Source organism: Pseudomonas sp. TH08, assembly GCF_016651275.1.
In the GTDB taxonomy this organism is placed as follows: domain Bacteria; phylum Pseudomonadota; class Gammaproteobacteria; order Pseudomonadales; family Pseudomonadaceae; genus Aquipseudomonas.
In genome coordinates, this window is sequence record NZ_JAEKEE010000003.1 from 312,702 (window position 1) to 328,421 (window position 15,720).

Consider the following 15,720-nt stretch of genomic DNA (forward strand, 5'->3'; position numbering starts at 1 on the left):
GCAAGACGCATGCTTTGCACTCGACACCTGCACGGAACGCCATGTCATGTCTGCACCGGATCTGAACCTGCTGATCACCCTCGACGTGTTGCTACGCGAAGGCAGCGTCGCCCGCGCCGCCAAATGCCTGCGGCTGAGCCCTTCGGCCATGAGCCGCGCCCTCGCCCGCTTGCGCGAGACCACTGGCGATCCACTGCTGGTGCGGGCGGGTCGCTGCCTGGTGCCGACGCCCCGCGCGTTGGCACTGCGTGAACGCCTCAGTCAACTGGTGCAGGAAGCCGAAGCGGTTTTGCGACCTGCCGAGATACTCGATCCCGGCCAGTTGCGCCGCACGTTCACCTTGCGCAACACCGACGGTTTTGTCGAAACCTTTGCCGCCGCCCTGCTCGCCCGCATCGCTGAGGAGGCGCCCGGCGTGCGCCTGCGTTTCGTGCAGAAAGCCGACAAGGACAGCACACCGTTGCGCGAAGGCCGAGTGGATCTGGAGACCGGCGTGGTCGACGACAGCACCGATCCGACGCTGCACAGCCGAATGCTGTTTCAGGATCAGTGGATCGGTGTCGTGCGCGAGGGGCATCCATTGAGTTCGGGCAAGGTCAGCGCCAAACGCTTTGCTTCAGGCCAGCACATCCTGATCTCTCGGCGTGGTCGCAGCAGCGGTCCGGTCGACGAAGCGTTGCTCGCGTCGGGGCTGACGCGGGACATCGTCACCTCATTTGGCGGATTTTCGGCGGCGCTGACGCTGGTCCGCGAATCAGACCTGATCGCCACCGTCCCGGAGCGCCACACGCGTAAATTGCGCACCGGGCTGCACAGTTTCGCGCTGCCATTCGAGATGCCGCCGATCAGCGTCTCCATGCTCTGGCACCCGCGCATGGATGCCGACCCGGCGCACCGCTGGTTGCGCGATTGTCTGCGTCAGGTCTGCGCCTAACGCGCATCGCCACCCGCAGGTTTATAGAAGAGGAATTTTTTCGTCTCAGCGGTTTTGGTGTATTCCCTGGCCCAGCTCGGATGCACGTTGCGGTCATGGAAATACAGCGCGCCGTGGGTGTGATCCGGTAACTGACGATTCAGCGCCTTGCCGGCGATTTCCTTGGCCAAGGCATATTCGGCGTCTTCCTTGACCTGATCCGGCTTGCCATCGCACCACCACGAGAACTGGCAGCTTTTGGTTTCCGAACCCTGCTTGACCACCTCGCAGACCGTGCCGGGAAACCCGTCGTGGCCGAGGCGGTTCATCACCACATTGGCCACCGCTTCCATTTCCGGAGTGTCCTTGCCCTTGGCTTCCCAATAGATACTGCGTGCCAGGCACGTGAGCGGATCATCCAGCGGCGCGGCGCCGGCCGGGTCCACCGCTTGCGCTTCGGTCGGCGTGATCGCTTCGGATTTTGGCGCCGGAGCCGCGCTGACTTTGTCGGCGGCTTTTTCTTCCAGCACCTGGGCTTTCTCTTCGGCCTTGGCCTTGATCGGGGCTTGGTCGGTGGCCAGTGCAGCACCCGCCAAGAGGGTTAATACGAGACAACCAGCCAACCATTTAAAACCCATGTCAGTTCTTCCGGCAGGGCCCGAATCGGGCAACGTGTTACGTGGGGGAGACGCCCGGTTTGCGGGCTCTTCGCAGAGTGTAGACGGCAAATTCCGGCGCATCGTTCCGCAGAAAAAAGCGCCGAATGAAGAAAAAGACATTGCACCCACCGGGGGCGTTTCGCGCATCATGGGCGCATTCAGCCCAAGGGAGATTTCCATGCGCTTCATGCCATCCATTTTGCGCGTTGCCGCGCTGTCCGCAGGCCTGGCTTGCGCCGCCTCGGCCATGGCCACCGATGAATCGCAACTGGTCGAGTCGATCAACAGCTACCGCAGCCAACCGCAGCGTTGCGGCACGCAGGCCTCCAGCGAATTGCCGCCGCTGTCCGCCGATCCACGGTTGATCCTGCCCGCCAGTGGCGCCGTCGACCTGCAACAAGCGATGGCGCGCGCCAGCTATCCGATGGTCAACGTGCAGGCGATCACGCTCAACGGCCCGCGCGATGCGGCGTCGGCGATGACGGCCATTCAGGAGAGTTTCTGTCAGGTGGTGCTGGATCCGCAGTTCGTCGATGTCGGCGTCAGCCGCGCTGATCGCGACTGGCGCATCGTGCTGGCGCGACCGCTGCTGTCGGCCAAACTCGGCGATGCGCAAGGCGAAGGTCAAAAACTGCTCGAACAGCTCAACGCCGCGCGCAGCCAGCCTCGGCAATGCGGTGATCAAGCGTTTGCAGCGGCAGCGCCCTTGGCCTGGAACGCCATGCTGGGCGGCGTAGCCCAGGATCACAGCCGCGACATGGCCAACAAAAACTACTTTGATCACAAGGATCGCGACGGCCGCACGCCGGGCGACCGCGCCGAGTTGGCCGGTTACAGCGGGCAACTGGTCGGCGAAAACATCGCTGCCGGCCAGGACACCGTTCGCAAGGTGGTCGACGGCTGGATCGCCAGCCCCGGCCATTGCGCCAATCTGATGAACCCGCAGTACAAGGAACTCGGCGCAGCCTATGCCACCGACCCGAAAAGCGATGCGGGGATCTACTGGACGGCGATGTTCGGCGCGCAATAAATCTCAAAGACACCACTGTCCCTGCTCAACACAAAACCCTGTAGGAGTGAGCCTGCTCGCGATGAGGCCGGTCCAGTCAGCATCTCCATTGACTGATCCACCGCTATCGCGAGCAGGCTCACTCCTACAATGTTCGGTGCAATACTCATCATCCTGTCCCAAAGGGGTTTAGTGGGTTCTCATCCCCGCCGCGTACATCACCATTTATCAGCACGTTGTCGAAAGCATCTAACACGCCTAAAAACTCTTTATTTACTGAGCCTTACGAATCAAACGCGGTAAATTTCGAGGAAAAACAGTTGATCATCAACGGCATCAATCATCCGGTCACTAACAGTGATTGGACTCGAGTAAAAGTCGCCCATAACCTGCGCTGACCCAAACCCTTCACAGTGGTTTCCACTCCTGCGAGGCTGTCATGTCAAAGCGCGTCATCAGCGATGGTTACGACCGCAGCGTCGACTGTCCGGACAGGTCGGTGACCGACCGCTGCGACTTCCGTTGCGTCTATTGCATGGCGGAAGACATGCAGTTTCTGCCGCGCCAGCAGGTGCTGACGCTGGAAGAGCTCTATCAACTGGCGCAGAGCTTCGTCGCCCTTGGCACGCGCAAGATCCGCCTGACCGGTGGCGAGCCGTTGATTCGCCCCGGCGTGGTCAAGCTCTGCAAGCAGATCGCCGCCCTGCCCGGCCTGCGTGAACTGTGCCTGACCACTAACGGCTCGCAGCTCGGCAAACTCGCCGCGCCGTTGTTCGACGCCGGGGTCAAGAGGCTGAACATCAGCCTCGACAGCCTCGACCCCGAGCGCTTCAAACAACTGACCCGCACCGGCGACCTGGCGCAAGCGATCAACGGCATCGATGCTGCACGCGAGGCCGGTTTTACCCGCACTAAACTCAACTGCGTGGTGATGCAGGGCCGCAACGATCACGAGATCAATGATCTGGTGCGTTTCGCCATCGACCGTCAGCTCGACATCTCCTTCATCGAGGAAATGCCGCTGGGCATCATCAGCGAGCACAGCCGCGCAGAATCGTTTTTCTCCAGCACCCAAGTGCGCGAGAAGATTGCCGAACGCTATACGCTGATCGACTCGGCGGAATCGACTCAGGGGCCGTCGCGTTACTGGCGGCTGGCCGAAGCTCCGCGGATTCGCCTGGGCTTTATCTCGCCGCACAGCCACAACTTTTGCGGCACCTGCAATCGGGTGCGGCTGACCGTCGAGGGGCGTTTGCTACTGTGTCTGGGTAACGAACATTCGGTGGACTTGAAAGCGGTACTTCGCGCCCATCCGGGACAGCCGCAACGGCTGGAGAAAGCCATCATTGAAGCGATGAAACTCAAGCCGTATCGGCACAATTTCGAGGTGAACGACGATGTCCAGGTCGTGCGCTTCATGAACATGACCGGCGGCTGATCCGCCCTCCATGCTTAACCGGGATCGCACAGCATGATCGTCAGACCCAAGGTCAATCAGTTCGCCATTCTCTTCACCCTCAAGGGTTCGATTGCCAAACGCATCGCCCTGCGCACGCTGATGGTCACGCTGCTGGCTTCGGCCATCGTGCTGATCGAAATCCTCCACCCGAGCAATTTCACCAAGGTCAATGCCACGCCGTTTACGCTGCTGGGCTTGTCGTTGTCGATCTTTATGAGCTTTCGCAACAACGCCTGCTACGACCGCTGGTACGAAGCGCGCAAAGCCTGGGGCGAAGTGATCGTGCACATTCGCTCGGTGATTCGCGAAACCCACGTCATTCGCGAGTCCGTTCAGCGCAAACCGTTATTGCTCAACCTGTGTGGATTCGCCCACGCGCTCAACGCACGCTTGCGCAGAGAAAGCGAAGCCGAGGCCAGCAGCGCCTGGGTCATGCCGATACCGGATGCGCAAACACCGGATTACAGCGCACGGATCCTGCAGCAGGTTGGCCAGCAATGTTCCGATTTGCATGAACGCGGCGATCTGAGCGAATGGCGCTACATGCTGTTGGCCAACCACCTGACCAGCCTCACCCAGGCACAAGCAGTGTGCGAGCGGATCAAGACCACGCCGCTGCCCTTCCCCTACACCCTGTTGCTGCACCGCACGATTTATCTGTTTTGCATCCTGCTGCCGTTCGCCATGGCCGAGCCGCTGGGCTGGTTGACGCCGCTGTTCACCGCCATTGTCAGCTACACATTTTTTGGCCTGGATGCGATTGCCGATGAGCTGGAAGATCCGTTTGGCCGCGATGAAAACGATTTGCCGACCGATGCACTGGTACGCACCATCGAGCGCGATATTCTCAGCGAACTGGGCGAAACAAAGCTTCCGCCGATGCTGCTGCCGGCGGATTACGTCCTGAGCTGAACACTTCCCCCAATCATCCGACTCCCTGTGGGATTTTTGTGGGTATCGCAAAAAGATCGCAGCCTTCGGCAGCTCCTACAGGTAAACGCATTCCTGTGTAGGAGCTGCCGAAGGCTGCGATCTTTTGATCTTTGCTTTAGAAGAGTTCGTTGAAGGGTATGAAGCGCAGCGGGTCGCCGACCTGGTGCGTGCTGTTCTCGGTGATTTCCACCAGGCCATCGGCCCAGGTCGCGCCGAGCAGTACGCCGGAACTCTGATTCGGGTAGAGCACCGCAACCCCCGCTTCCAGACGCGCCCGCAGGTATTCACGGCGGCTGGCCGATTTCGTCCAGGCAAACCCGGCCTTCACCGTGAAGCTCAGCGGCATCACGTCTTCGACACCTTGAATCCTCAACAGATACGGTCTGGCAAGCAAGCCAAAGGTCACGAGCGCGGCAGTCGGATTACCCGGCAGACCGATCACCGGCACTGCGCCGATATGGCCAACCGTCAGCGGCTTGCCGGGCTTGATCGCCAATTTCCACAACAGCGCTTTACCGTTGTCACGCAGTACCTGACCGAGGCAATCAGCATCGCCTGCGGACACCCCGCCCGTGGTCAGAATCAGGTCAGCGCTGACTTGCAACTGCTCAAGCTTGAGCCGGGTTTGCGCCGGGCGATCCGGCAAGATACCAGCGTCGATCACCTCGCAACCCAGTTCACGCAACCAGTGCGCGAGCAACACACGGTTACTGTTATAGATGCTGCCAGGACGCAGCGGCAGGCCCGGTTCGACCAGTTCGTCACCGGTCGACAACAACGCCACCCGAGGCCGACGCACAACGTGCAGTTGCGCCAACCCCTGCCCTGCCGCCACTGCCAGCTCGAACGGTCCGAGACGCTTGCCGACGCGCAGCAAAATGTCACCGGCACGGTTCTCCTGACCTTGCGCGCGGATGTTCTGGCCAATTTTCAGCGGCTGCAAAAACCGCACGCGACCGTCTTCCAGTACCTCGACGTTTTCCTGCATTTCCACGCAATTGGCACCGGGCGGCACAGGTGCTCCCGTAAAGATCCGTGCACAACTGCCCGGCAACAAGGCATCCGGCGCGAGCCCCGCGTAGACGCGTTGCGACACCGCCAAAGGCTGGCGATGCAGATCCGCAAGGTTCAGGGCGTATCCGTCCATGGCGCTGTTCGGCCACGGCGGCAGATCGAGTGTCGCTACCAGATCACTCGCCAGCACCCGCCCGCACGCGTCATCCAGCGCGAGGATTTCACTGTCCGCCAGACACTGCTCATTGGCCATGGCCAGTAATTGCTCCAGCGCATCCTCAACCGGCATCAACGCTGCCCAGCTCATCCGCGGGTGCCGCAGGCGTGTACCGATTTAAGGTGTGGGACGAAGTTGCACGGGCGGTGACGGTTGTCGAGTTGCTCGGCCAGAATACCTTCCCACGCCGTGCGGCAGGCGCCGGTCGAGCCCGGCAGGCAGCACACCAGCGTGCCGTTGGACAACCCGGCCAATGCACGGCTCTGTACGGTGGAAGTACCGATGTCGAGGATCGAGATCGCGCGGAATAACTCACCGAAACCATCAACCTGTTTGTCGAGCAGGCAGACCACCGCTTCGGGGGTGCTGTCGCGCCCGGTGAAGCCGGTGCCGCCGGTAATCAGCACGACCTGAACGCTTTCATCGGCAATCCAGTTCGCCACCTGAGCACGGATCTTGTACAGATCGTCCTTGAGCAAATTGCGCGCGCTCAGCGTGTGACCCGCCTCCAGCAGACGACTGACCAATAATTGGCCGGAGGTATCGCTGGCGTAATCGCGCGTATCACTGACCGTCAGCACAGCAATGTTCAGGGGGACAAACAGCGCATCCGATTTGACGCTCAAGGGGATTCTCCGGCAACAATCGATTCAATTGCCAACAAGCCTAAGTGCCTCTTCTTATGAGTGTCTAATCACTCTCGCCAACCACACTATCGAGCGCCTCTATCAGACGGGTTTGCCACACTGAAAGCCATCAAGGCAGGGACTGATAGACAGCCTTTAAACACATCCGATTGGACGCACAATCGCTGAAATGAGATCGTCGCACCCTGCGCTTTTTGTGCGCTGTGCGCCTCTGCGTCAATTCAATCAACCCCCCTTCGAGCAGGTGCCGTCTTGGACATCAAACAACTCAAGTTCCTGATCGCGCTGGACGAAACCCGCCACTTCGGCCAGGCCGCCGCACGCTGCCACATCACGCAGCCGACCCTGTCGATGCGTTTGCGCAATCTGGAAGATGAGCTGGATCTGGTGCTGGTCAACCGCGGTCAGCGCTTTGAAGGCTTCACGCAAGCAGGCGAACGCGTATTGGCCTGGGCCCGCACCTTGCTGGCAGCGCACGATGGCCTGTTCGCCGAAGCAGCGGCGTGTCGCGGGCAATTGGTCGGTAGCTTGCGTCTGGGGTTGGTGCCACTGAGCAGCTTCAACCCGGTCAATTACATTCAGGGTTTGTCGCGGTCGTATCCGGAGCTGAAATTCAGCCTGTCGTCACTCAGTTCCGATGAAATCATCGCCAGTCTCGGCAACAACCAACTGGACTTGGGCGTGTGCTATCTCGATCACGTCAACCCGAACTATTTCGAGTTTTTCGAGATTGGCGAAACCCGCGTCGGTTTGCTCTATGACAACCGTCACTTCCATTTCGAAGGCACGCAAATGAGCTGGGAAGACGCCGCCGAACTGCCGCTGGGCATGATCACCACCGGCATGCATTACCGCAAATCCATCGACTTGAGTTTTCGCAGCCGCGGGCTGAGTCCACAGCCGATCATGGAGAGCGATTCGACCTATCAGCTGTTGCAGGCGATTCACCAGGGCTTCTGCTGCTCGATCATGCCGCTGGACAGCGGCCTGGAGGAGCCGATCGAACATCTGTCATTCATGAATTTGCCGGACGCCAGCGTGCTTGCGCCATTGGGTCTGGTGATGCGCAAGACGGAACCGCGCTCGGCGATTGCCGAAAAGTGCTTCGCCGAAGCACGCAAGCTCTTCGGGATCGAAGCGCTGGCCGAATAGGCGGTGTTGAATGTCAGGCCGCCATCGCTGGCAAGCCAGCTCCCACAGGGCTGGGGTGAGGGGCAAGCCTGACACCACTCTTGAACAAAATCCTGATTAGATAGCGACTCCGCCAGAACCCGACTCAGGAACCGCACTTGAGCACAGCACCCAAAGATCTGCCCCGCCCCGAACCCGTCACCCTGCGCCAGGCCTGGCCCTTCTGGCTCAAGCTCGGCTGCATCGGCTTCGGCGGCCCGGCCGGGCAGATCGCGATCATGCACCAGGAACTGGTCGAGCGCCGACGCTGGATCTCCGAACGACGTTTTCTCCACGCCCTCAACTACTGCATGTTGCTGCCCGGCCCCGAGGCCCAGCAACTGGCGACGTACATCGGCTGGTTGCTGCATCGCACTTGGGGCGGTGTGATCGCGGGAACGCTGTTTGTGTTGCCTTCGCTGTTCATTCTGATTGCGCTGTCGTGGCTGTATATGGCCTTCGGTGACGTGCCGGCCGTGGCCGGGGTGTTTTACGGGATCAAACCGGCGGTCACCGCCATTGTGCTGCACGCTGCGCATCGCATCGGCTCGCGAGTCTTGAAAAATGCCTGGTTATGGGCGATTGCCGGGGCTTCGTTCGTGGCGATCTTTGCGTTCAATGTGCCGTTCCCGATAATCGTGCTCGGCGCGGCGTTGATCGGTTATCTCGGTGGGCGAATGGCCCCGCAGCGTTTCGATAAGGGTGCGCAGCGCAACAGTGAAAAATCTTTCGGTCCGGCGCTGATCGATGACGATACGCCGACACCCGAACACGCTCGATTCAGCCTGCCAAAGCTGTGGCGACTGCTGTTGATCGGCGCAGCACTGTGGTGTTTGCCCATGGCGTTGCTGACAGCCCTGTTCGGCTGGGATGGCACCTTCACGCAAATGGCCTGGTTCTTTACCAAAGCCGCGTTGCTGACCTTTGGCGGCGCTTACGCGGTGCTACCGTATGTCTATCAGGGCGCGGTCGGGCATTACGGCTGGCTGACGCCGACGCAGATGATCGATGGCCTGGCGCTGGGCGAAACCACGCCGGGACCGCTGATCATGGTGGTGGCGTTTGTCGGTTTCGTTGGCGCCTACGTGCAACCGATATTCGCTCCGGAACAGGCCTTTGCCGCTGGTGCACTGGCGGCGACGCTGGTGACGTGGTTTACCTTCCTGCCCTCGTTTCTGTTGATCCTTGCCGGCGGGCCGTTGGTGGAATCGACGCACAACGCATTGAAGTTCACCGCGCCATTGACCGCAATCACGGCAGCAGTGGTCGGGGTGATTCTCAACCTGGCGTGTTTCTTCGCCTATCACGTGTTCTGGCCGAACGGGTTGTCCGGGGCAGCGGATATTTTCTCGATCGTATTGGCGGTGGCAGCAGCCTTGGCCCTGTTCGTTTTCAAACGCGGCGTGATTGCCGTGTTGATCGTTTGCGCCCTCGGCGGGCTGGGCTTTCACTTGATGCGCTGAAACCCGGCCACCGAAACTTCCGTTTACACGCCCGCGGATTCCCCCTTACTATCCGGGGCACACCGGTCGGCGAGCCTGCCCCGCCACCGACGTTTTCCGCCAACGGAAACACGCGTTATGAGCACGTCACCACAACAATTAAAATCGTTGAACGTCTCCGCTGTGTGCGCCCTCTGCTACGGGGGCCGCGCATGAATCGTATCGTCAATCTCCCCATGGCCCTGCGCCGTTCCAAGCTGCGTCACTCCGCACGCCCGCCGGATATCGCCTGCTGATTTCTTTCAGTCAGCAAACAAGCAATGTGGCGAGGGAGCTTGCTCCCGCCGGGGCACCAAGCGGCCCTGAGAGATCGGACTGCTGTGCAGTCGCGCGCGAGCGAACTCCCTCGCCACAGGTTCGTTGTCACTTCTGACTGATCACTTTTGATATCCCTGCCAGGACACCCTAAACGTGTCCGGCCCGAATCTGCGCGCCTGTGCGGCGCCCCCATGAGTGTTTGCCATGAAATTCGCAGCCATTGAAGACGCACGCCTGTTCCTCGAACAAAACCCCGATATCGACATGATCGAACTGTTCATTCTCGACGCCAACGGCGTGCCACGCGGCAAGCTGTTGCACCGCGAAGAACTGCTCGCCGTGTACCAAAGCGGGCGCCCGCTGCCGAGCACCATCCTCGGCCTGACCGTACAAGGCGAAGACGTCGAAAACTCCGGCCTGGTCTGGGACGTCGGTGACATCGACTGCCGCGCCTATCCGCTGGAAGGCAGTCTGGTGCGTTTGCCATGGCGGCAGATTCCAACCGCTGCGGTGCAGGTCAGCATGCACCCGACCGAGGGCATGCCGGCCAGTATTGCCGACCCGCGCCACCTGCTGATCAAGGTCATCGATAGCCTGAAAGCCGAGGGCTACTACCCGATCATGGCGTGCGAACTGGAGTTCTATCTGCTCGACGCCAAACGCGATCACAACGGTCGCCCGCAACCGGCGCTGGACGCTGACGGCGGTCGACCGCGACACACGCAAGTCTATGGTTTGCGCGAGCTGGAACAGATAGAACCGTTCCTCGCCGACCTCTACAGCGCCTGCAAGCTGCACGGTATTCCGGCGCGCACGGCGATCTCGGAATACGCACCGGGCCAGGTGGAAATCACCCTCGAGCACGGCGATGCGCTGGAGGCAATGGATCAGGCCGTGCGCTACAAGCGTCTGGTCAAAGCCGTGGCACACAAACACGGCATGCAGGCGACATTCATGGCCAAGCCGTTCGATGATCTCGCCGGCACCGGCATGCACATGCATGTCAGCCTCGCCGACAGCGAGGGTCGCAATCTGTTTGCCTCCGAGGATCCCGCCGGCACCCCGCTGCTGCGCACGGCGATTGGCGGCATGCTCGCCTCGCTGCTCGATACGCTGTTGCTGTTCTGCCCGAACGCCAACTCCTACCGCCGGTTCCAGGCCAACAGCTACGCACCGCTGGCGCCGACCTGGGGCGTCGACAACCGCACCGTCAGCCTGCGCGTACCGGGTGGTCTGGCCAACACACGGCACATCGAACACCGTATTTGCGGCGCCGACGCCAACCCTTATCTAGCGGCGGCAGCGATTCTGGCCGGGATCCATCGCGGCATTCGCGAACATCTTGATCCGGGCGCGCCGGTCGAGGGCAATGGTTACGCGCAAGCCAAGCAATTGTTGCCGACCGACTGGCTGACGTCGTTGCAAGCGCTGGAAAATTCCGCGTGGGCACGTGATGCGTTGGGCCAGGAATTTCTCGGGGTATATCTGGCGGTGAAACGCGCCGAGTACCGGCAGTTCATGGCCGAGGTGGGTGAGCAGGATTGGCGTTGGTACCTGACCGAAGCCTGAAGCACAACCACCGCTTTTGTAGGAGTGAGCCTGCTCGCGATGAGGCCATGTCAGTCAACATTTTGGTTGATTGACACACCGCTATCGCGAGCAGGCTCACTCCTACAAAGGACCGCGTACCGATTCGAAATTTGTGTGGACACTGACATGACCGAACGCTGCAATTCCTACTACACCGCCACCCTCAACCAGGACACCGACTACCCGACCCTGCAAGGTCGGCACTCGGTTGACGTGGTCGTCATCGGCGGCGGTTTCACCGGCGTCGCCACTGCCGTCGAACTCGCCGAAAAAGGCCTGAAAGTCGCCATCGTCGAGAGCAACAAAATCGGCTGGGGTGCCACCGGGCGCAACGGCGGCCAAGTCACTGGCAGCCTTTCCGGCGACGGTGCGATGCGCAAACAAATGCGCGGCAAACTCGGCGATGACGTCGACGATTTCATCTGGCACCTGCGCTGGCGCGGGCACGAAATCATCAAGCAACGCGTGGCGAAATACGCCATTCAGTGCGACCTCAAACACGGTCATTTGCACGCGGCCTACAAGCCGAGCCACATGCCCGATTTGCGCAACGATTACGAAGAAGCCGTGCGCCGTGGACTGGGTGATGAAGTCAGCATGCTCGACCGCAGCCAGGTCCGTGACCTGCTGCAAAGCGAGCTCTACCACGGCGCGATCAAGAACACCCGCAACATGCACCTGCACCCGCTCAACCTGTGCATCGGCGAGGCGCGGGCGGCGGAAAGCCTGGGGGCACTGATCTTCGAAAACAGCGAAGTTCTGGAGATCATTCACGGCGATACGCCAGGCGTAAGGACTGCTCACGGTCAGATCGACGCCAAGCAAGTGATGCTCGCCGGCGATGTCTACCACAAGCTCGAACCGGGCCAGCTCAAGGGCAAGATTTTTCCGGCCATGGGCGGCATCGTCACCACCGCGCCGCTCGGTGATCTGGCGCGGCAGATCAACCCCGAAGATCTGGCGGTGTACGACTGCCGTTTCGTCCTCGATTACTACCGCCTCACCGCCGACGGCCGCCTGCTGTTCGGCGGCGGCGCCAATTACAGCGGCAAGGACTCACGCGATATCGCCGGCGAACTGCGCCCGTGCATCGAACAGACCTTCCCGGCGCTCAAAGGTGTGCAGATCGACTACCAGTGGAGCTGCGCGATGGGCATCGTCATCAACCGCATTCCGCAACTGGGCAAGCTCTCGGACAACGTCTGGTATTGCCAGGGCTACTCCGGCCACGGCATCGCCACCACGCACATCATGGGCGAAATCATGAGCCGGGCAATCACCGGGCAACTGGAGCAGTTCGATACGTTTGCACAGTGCCAACACATCCGCGTGCCGATGGGGGATTTACTGGGCAATCCGATGCTGGCGGCGGGGATGTGGTATTACCAGATGCTTGAAAAACTGCGTTGATCGCACTGGCCCTTTCGCGAGCAGGCTCGCTCCCACATTTGAAACGCATTCCAATGTGGGAGCGAGCCTGCTCGCGAAGAGGCCGGCAGCATCAGCAAAAATCTCAGTCCGGCAACTGCTCCACCTCGATCCCCAATCGCCGGTAATCCTCAACACTGCCCGACGCCAGATGCCGTTCAGTGATCAACATGTGCAACCGCTCACACCCCGCCACCACAAACGGCTCTACCGCCCCGAGCTTGTCCGCCGTGGTCACCGCAATCACCCGCGTCGCGCCGTCGAGCATCGCCTGTTTCACCGGCACTTCATCGAAATGCAACGAGGTGATCCCCACCTCCGGATGAATCGCGCACACGCCGGTAATCGCCAGATCAGCCTTGATCCCTGCGAGCAAGCGCAAGGCCTCATGACCACCCGCCGACATTGTCCGTGGATTCAATGTCCCGCCCGCCAGAATCACCTTCACGCCCTCGAATTCCGACAACGCAATCGCCGTCATCGGCGACGCTGTCACCGCCGTAATGCTGATATCCGCCCGCAACGATCGCGCGACCTGCAACGTCGTCGAGCCGGAATCGAACAAAACAATCTGTCCATCCTCAACCTGCTGCGCCGCCAATTGCGCCAGACGGATTTTCACCTCATCCGTTTCATCCAGCCGCGTGTAGTAATCCTTCCCGGAATCTTTTGGACGCGGCAGCGCACCGCCATGTACACGCTGCACAAGGCCGGCGTTGTCCAGTTCAGCGAGATCGCGGCGGATGGTGTCTTCAGAGACGGCGAAGTGCTGACTCAGCTCGGAGGCCATGACTTTGCCGTCGCGTTCGAGGATCAGGAGGATTTTTTGCCGGCGTAGGGATGGGAGTTCGGAAGCGGAATGATCGTGCATGATTCTGCCTGTTTATGCTTGTAGTTGCAGGTTCGCCGAGACTAGCGAAACCCTCAAGCGAACACAAACCGGCGGCTATCAATTGTTTCGATCATTGGAATCAACAAGGCGAATTTTTTCTTTGCTTCGCGCCTGTTCAGAATGGCCCCACTTCTAAAAGGCTCAGGATGAACACCTCATGAATCTCAATTTCGCGTTTGCGTGCATGATCGTCGTGTCGTTCGCCGTTGCGCTCGGCCACGCCTGACACGCTTCAGACCGACGCCGGCAGATGCTGGCGGAGCCACTTATGGGCCGGATCGCGGTGCGAGCGTTCGCCCCAGAACATCGCCATTTCGTATCCCGGCACCGCCACCGGCGCCTCGACCACTTGCAGTGCCGGGTGACCGCGCACCAGCCGTGACGGCAGCATCGCCACCAGATCGGTGCTCGCCAGCACCGACATGACCATCAGAAAGTGCGGCACCGACAGCACCACTTTCCGCGACAAGCCGACGTCGGCCAATGCCTTGTCGGTCACTCCGAAAAAACCTCCCCCTTCGCGCGACACCATGACGTGCTCCAGCGCACAAAACTGCTCGCGGCTTGGCTTGCCCACCAAACCCGGATGCCCGACGCGCCCGGCCAACACATAGCGCTCGGTGAACAGTGCGCGGCGGTGCAACTCCAGCGGTGCGTCCTCGCTGATATGCAATGCCAGATCGAATGCCCCCTGCTCCGCTTGCCTGACCAGTTGCGGCGGTGTCAGGTCGATCACCGCCAGGCGCGTGCCCGGCGCTTGTTCGCGCAATCCGCTCAGGGCCGGCAGGAGAATGGTCGATTCCCCGTAGTCGGTGGCCGCCACTTTCCAGGTGTGTGTCGCCTGCGCCGGGTCGAACGCACTGGCCGGCGCGACCGCTCGCTCCAGCGCTTCGAGTGCCTCGCGCAAAGGCTCCCGCAATTCATCGGCCCGAGCCGTCGGGCGCATGCCACGGGGTCCGGGCAGCAACAGCGGATCGGCAAAGATGTCGCGCAACTTCGCCAGGTGCACGCTCACCGATGGCTGCGACAGATTCAACCGCTCTGCGGCGCGGGTTACATTGTGTTCTGCCAGCAACACGTCCAGGGTCATCAGCAGATTGATATCCAGCCGTCTCAAATTATTCATGGCTATACCAGACATATCAGACATTCATTTCCAATATACCTGTTGAACGCCGATCCTGCTGTTACTCAGCCAACGGAGCTTCAACATGAACGTACTACTCGTCTACGCGCACCCGGAACCGACTTCCCTCAACGGCTCGCTGCGCGACTTCAGCGTCCAGCGCCTGCAAGCCGCCGGCCACACCGTGCAGGTCTCCGACCTCTACGCGATGAACTGGAAAGCCAGCCTCGACGCCGACGACAGCCCTGAACGTGACCGCAGTCGCCCGTTCGATGCCTCCCGTGACTCGAAACTTGCCTACGCCCAAGGCACGCAAGCCGCCGACATCGCCCGCGAGCAGGAAAAACTGCTGTGGGCCGATGCACTGATCCTGCAATTTCCACTGTGGTGGTTCTCGATGCCGGCGATCCTCAAGGGCTGGGTCGAACGCGTCTACGCCTGCGGGTTTGCCTACGGCGTCGGCGAGCATTCCGACTCCCGCTGGGGTGAGCGCTACGGCGAAGGGAAAATGAAAGGCAAACGCGCGATGCTGATGGTCACGGCCGGCGGCTGGGATTCGCACTATAGCCCGCGCGGGATCAATGGGCCGATTGATGACCTGCTGTTTCCGATCAACCACGGCATTCTTTACTACCCCGGATTCGATGTGGTGCCGCCCTTCGTGAGCTATCGCACTAGCCGCATGGACGAGGTGAAATTTGCCGCGACCTGCGAAGAGCTGGGGGCGTCTCGATGAGCTATGGAGTACGCGACCGATTGCGTATCGGCAACAGAATGCGGGGGATTACGAGATTCCGGCGTTGACGCTCAAGGATGCAATTGCCCCGGGGCAGGAAGGTTTCGCCGCACACATTATTTAAAGCATCGTGTAGACCTGTGGCGAGGGAGCTTGCTCCCGCTCGG

13 protein-coding genes and 1 pseudogene are annotated in these 15,720 nt (G+C 60.8%); 9 read left to right on the top strand and 5 right to left on the bottom strand.

Annotated elements, in window-relative coordinates; genetic code table 11:
• Window positions 1–46 precede the first annotated feature (46 nt).
• The gene (locus tag JFT91_RS14700) at window positions 47–934 is read left to right on the top strand and encodes a LysR family transcriptional regulator (protein ID WP_201202834.1); all 888 of its coding nucleotides are present in this window, start codon (window positions 47–49) and stop codon (window positions 932–934) included.
• Here the strand turns inward: JFT91_RS14700 and JFT91_RS14705 are convergent.
• Window positions 931–1,551: a cell wall hydrolase gene (locus JFT91_RS14705; RefSeq protein ID WP_201202832.1), complete on the bottom strand. Its 621-nt coding sequence runs from the start codon at window positions 1,549–1,551 to the stop codon at window positions 931–933. The genes JFT91_RS14700 and JFT91_RS14705 overlap by 4 nt on opposite strands.
• 199 nt (window positions 1,552–1,750) lie before the next feature.
• Here JFT91_RS14705 and JFT91_RS14710 point away from each other — a divergent pair, with 199 nt between their 5' ends.
• From JFT91_RS14710 to JFT91_RS14720, 3 genes are all read left to right on the top strand, one after another.
• Window positions 1,751–2,602 (top strand): CAP domain-containing protein, encoded by an 852-nt coding sequence (locus JFT91_RS14710; RefSeq protein WP_201232837.1) that lies wholly within the window; start codon window positions 1,751–1,753, stop codon window positions 2,600–2,602.
• Window positions 2,603–3,020: 418 nt separating this feature from the next.
• Window positions 3,021–4,019 (top strand): GTP 3',8-cyclase MoaA, encoded by a 999-nt coding sequence (moaA, locus tag JFT91_RS14715; RefSeq protein ID WP_201232838.1) that lies wholly within the window; start codon window positions 3,021–3,023, stop codon window positions 4,017–4,019.
• A gap of 33 nt (window positions 4,020–4,052) precedes the next feature.
• On the top strand, window positions 4,053–4,952 hold the full coding sequence (locus JFT91_RS14720) for a bestrophin family protein (RefSeq protein ID WP_201232839.1): 900 nt from the start codon (window positions 4,053–4,055) through the stop codon (window positions 4,950–4,952).
• Between the two features lie 136 nt (window positions 4,953–5,088).
• Here the strand turns inward: JFT91_RS14720 and JFT91_RS14725 are convergent, their stop codons facing one another.
• On the bottom strand, window positions 5,089–6,294 hold the full coding sequence (locus tag JFT91_RS14725; protein ID WP_201202598.1) for a molybdopterin molybdotransferase MoeA: 1,206 nt from the start codon (window positions 6,292–6,294) through the stop codon (window positions 5,089–5,091).
• A complete protein-coding gene (moaB, locus tag JFT91_RS14730; RefSeq protein WP_201202596.1) occupies window positions 6,291–6,830 on the bottom strand; it encodes a molybdenum cofactor biosynthesis protein B in 540 nt (179 codons plus the stop codon). Before moaB ends, JFT91_RS14725 begins: the two co-directional genes overlap by 4 nt.
• A 273-nt stretch (window positions 6,831–7,103) precedes the next feature.
• Here moaB and JFT91_RS14735 point away from each other — a divergent pair, with 273 nt between their 5' ends.
• The 4 genes from JFT91_RS14735 to JFT91_RS14750 all read left to right on the top strand — a co-directional run bounded on the left by JFT91_RS14735 (window position 7,104) and on the right by JFT91_RS14750 (window position 12,781).
• Complete coding sequence (locus tag JFT91_RS14735) at window positions 7,104–8,003, top strand: LysR family transcriptional regulator (RefSeq protein ID WP_201232840.1); 900 nt, start codon at window positions 7,104–7,106, stop codon at window positions 8,001–8,003.
• 137 nt (window positions 8,004–8,140) lie between these two features.
• Window positions 8,141–9,484 carry a chromate efflux transporter gene (chrA, locus tag JFT91_RS14740; RefSeq protein WP_201232841.1) on the top strand — a complete coding sequence of 448 codons (1,344 nt, stop codon included), beginning with the start codon at window positions 8,141–8,143 and terminating at the stop codon, window positions 9,482–9,484.
• Between the two features lie 501 nt (window positions 9,485–9,985).
• Window positions 9,986–11,350 carry a glutamine synthetase family protein gene (locus JFT91_RS14745; RefSeq protein WP_201232842.1) on the top strand — a complete coding sequence of 455 codons (1,365 nt, stop codon included), beginning with the start codon at window positions 9,986–9,988 and terminating at the stop codon, window positions 11,348–11,350.
• Window positions 11,351–11,497: 147 nt separating this feature from the next.
• Window positions 11,498–12,781 (top strand): NAD(P)/FAD-dependent oxidoreductase, encoded by a 1,284-nt coding sequence (locus JFT91_RS14750; protein WP_201232843.1) that lies wholly within the window; start codon window positions 11,498–11,500, stop codon window positions 12,779–12,781.
• Between the two features lie 103 nt (window positions 12,782–12,884).
• Here JFT91_RS14750 and JFT91_RS14755 read toward each other — a convergent pair whose 3' ends face one another.
• Both JFT91_RS14755 and JFT91_RS14760 read right to left on the bottom strand, forming a co-directional pair.
• Entirely contained in the window at window positions 12,885–13,670 is a 786-nt protein-coding gene (locus JFT91_RS14755; RefSeq protein ID WP_201226971.1) for a DeoR/GlpR family DNA-binding transcription regulator, read from the bottom strand.
• Window positions 13,671–13,923: 253 nt separating this feature from the next.
• Entirely contained in the window at window positions 13,924–14,817 is an 894-nt protein-coding gene (locus tag JFT91_RS14760; RefSeq protein WP_201232844.1) for a LysR family transcriptional regulator, read from the bottom strand.
• Window positions 14,818–14,902: 85 nt separating this feature from the next.
• Here JFT91_RS14760 and JFT91_RS14765 point away from each other — a divergent pair.
• Window positions 14,903–15,677, top strand: a pseudogene (locus tag JFT91_RS14765) (NAD(P)H-dependent oxidoreductase).
• Window positions 15,678–15,720 lie beyond the last annotated feature (43 nt).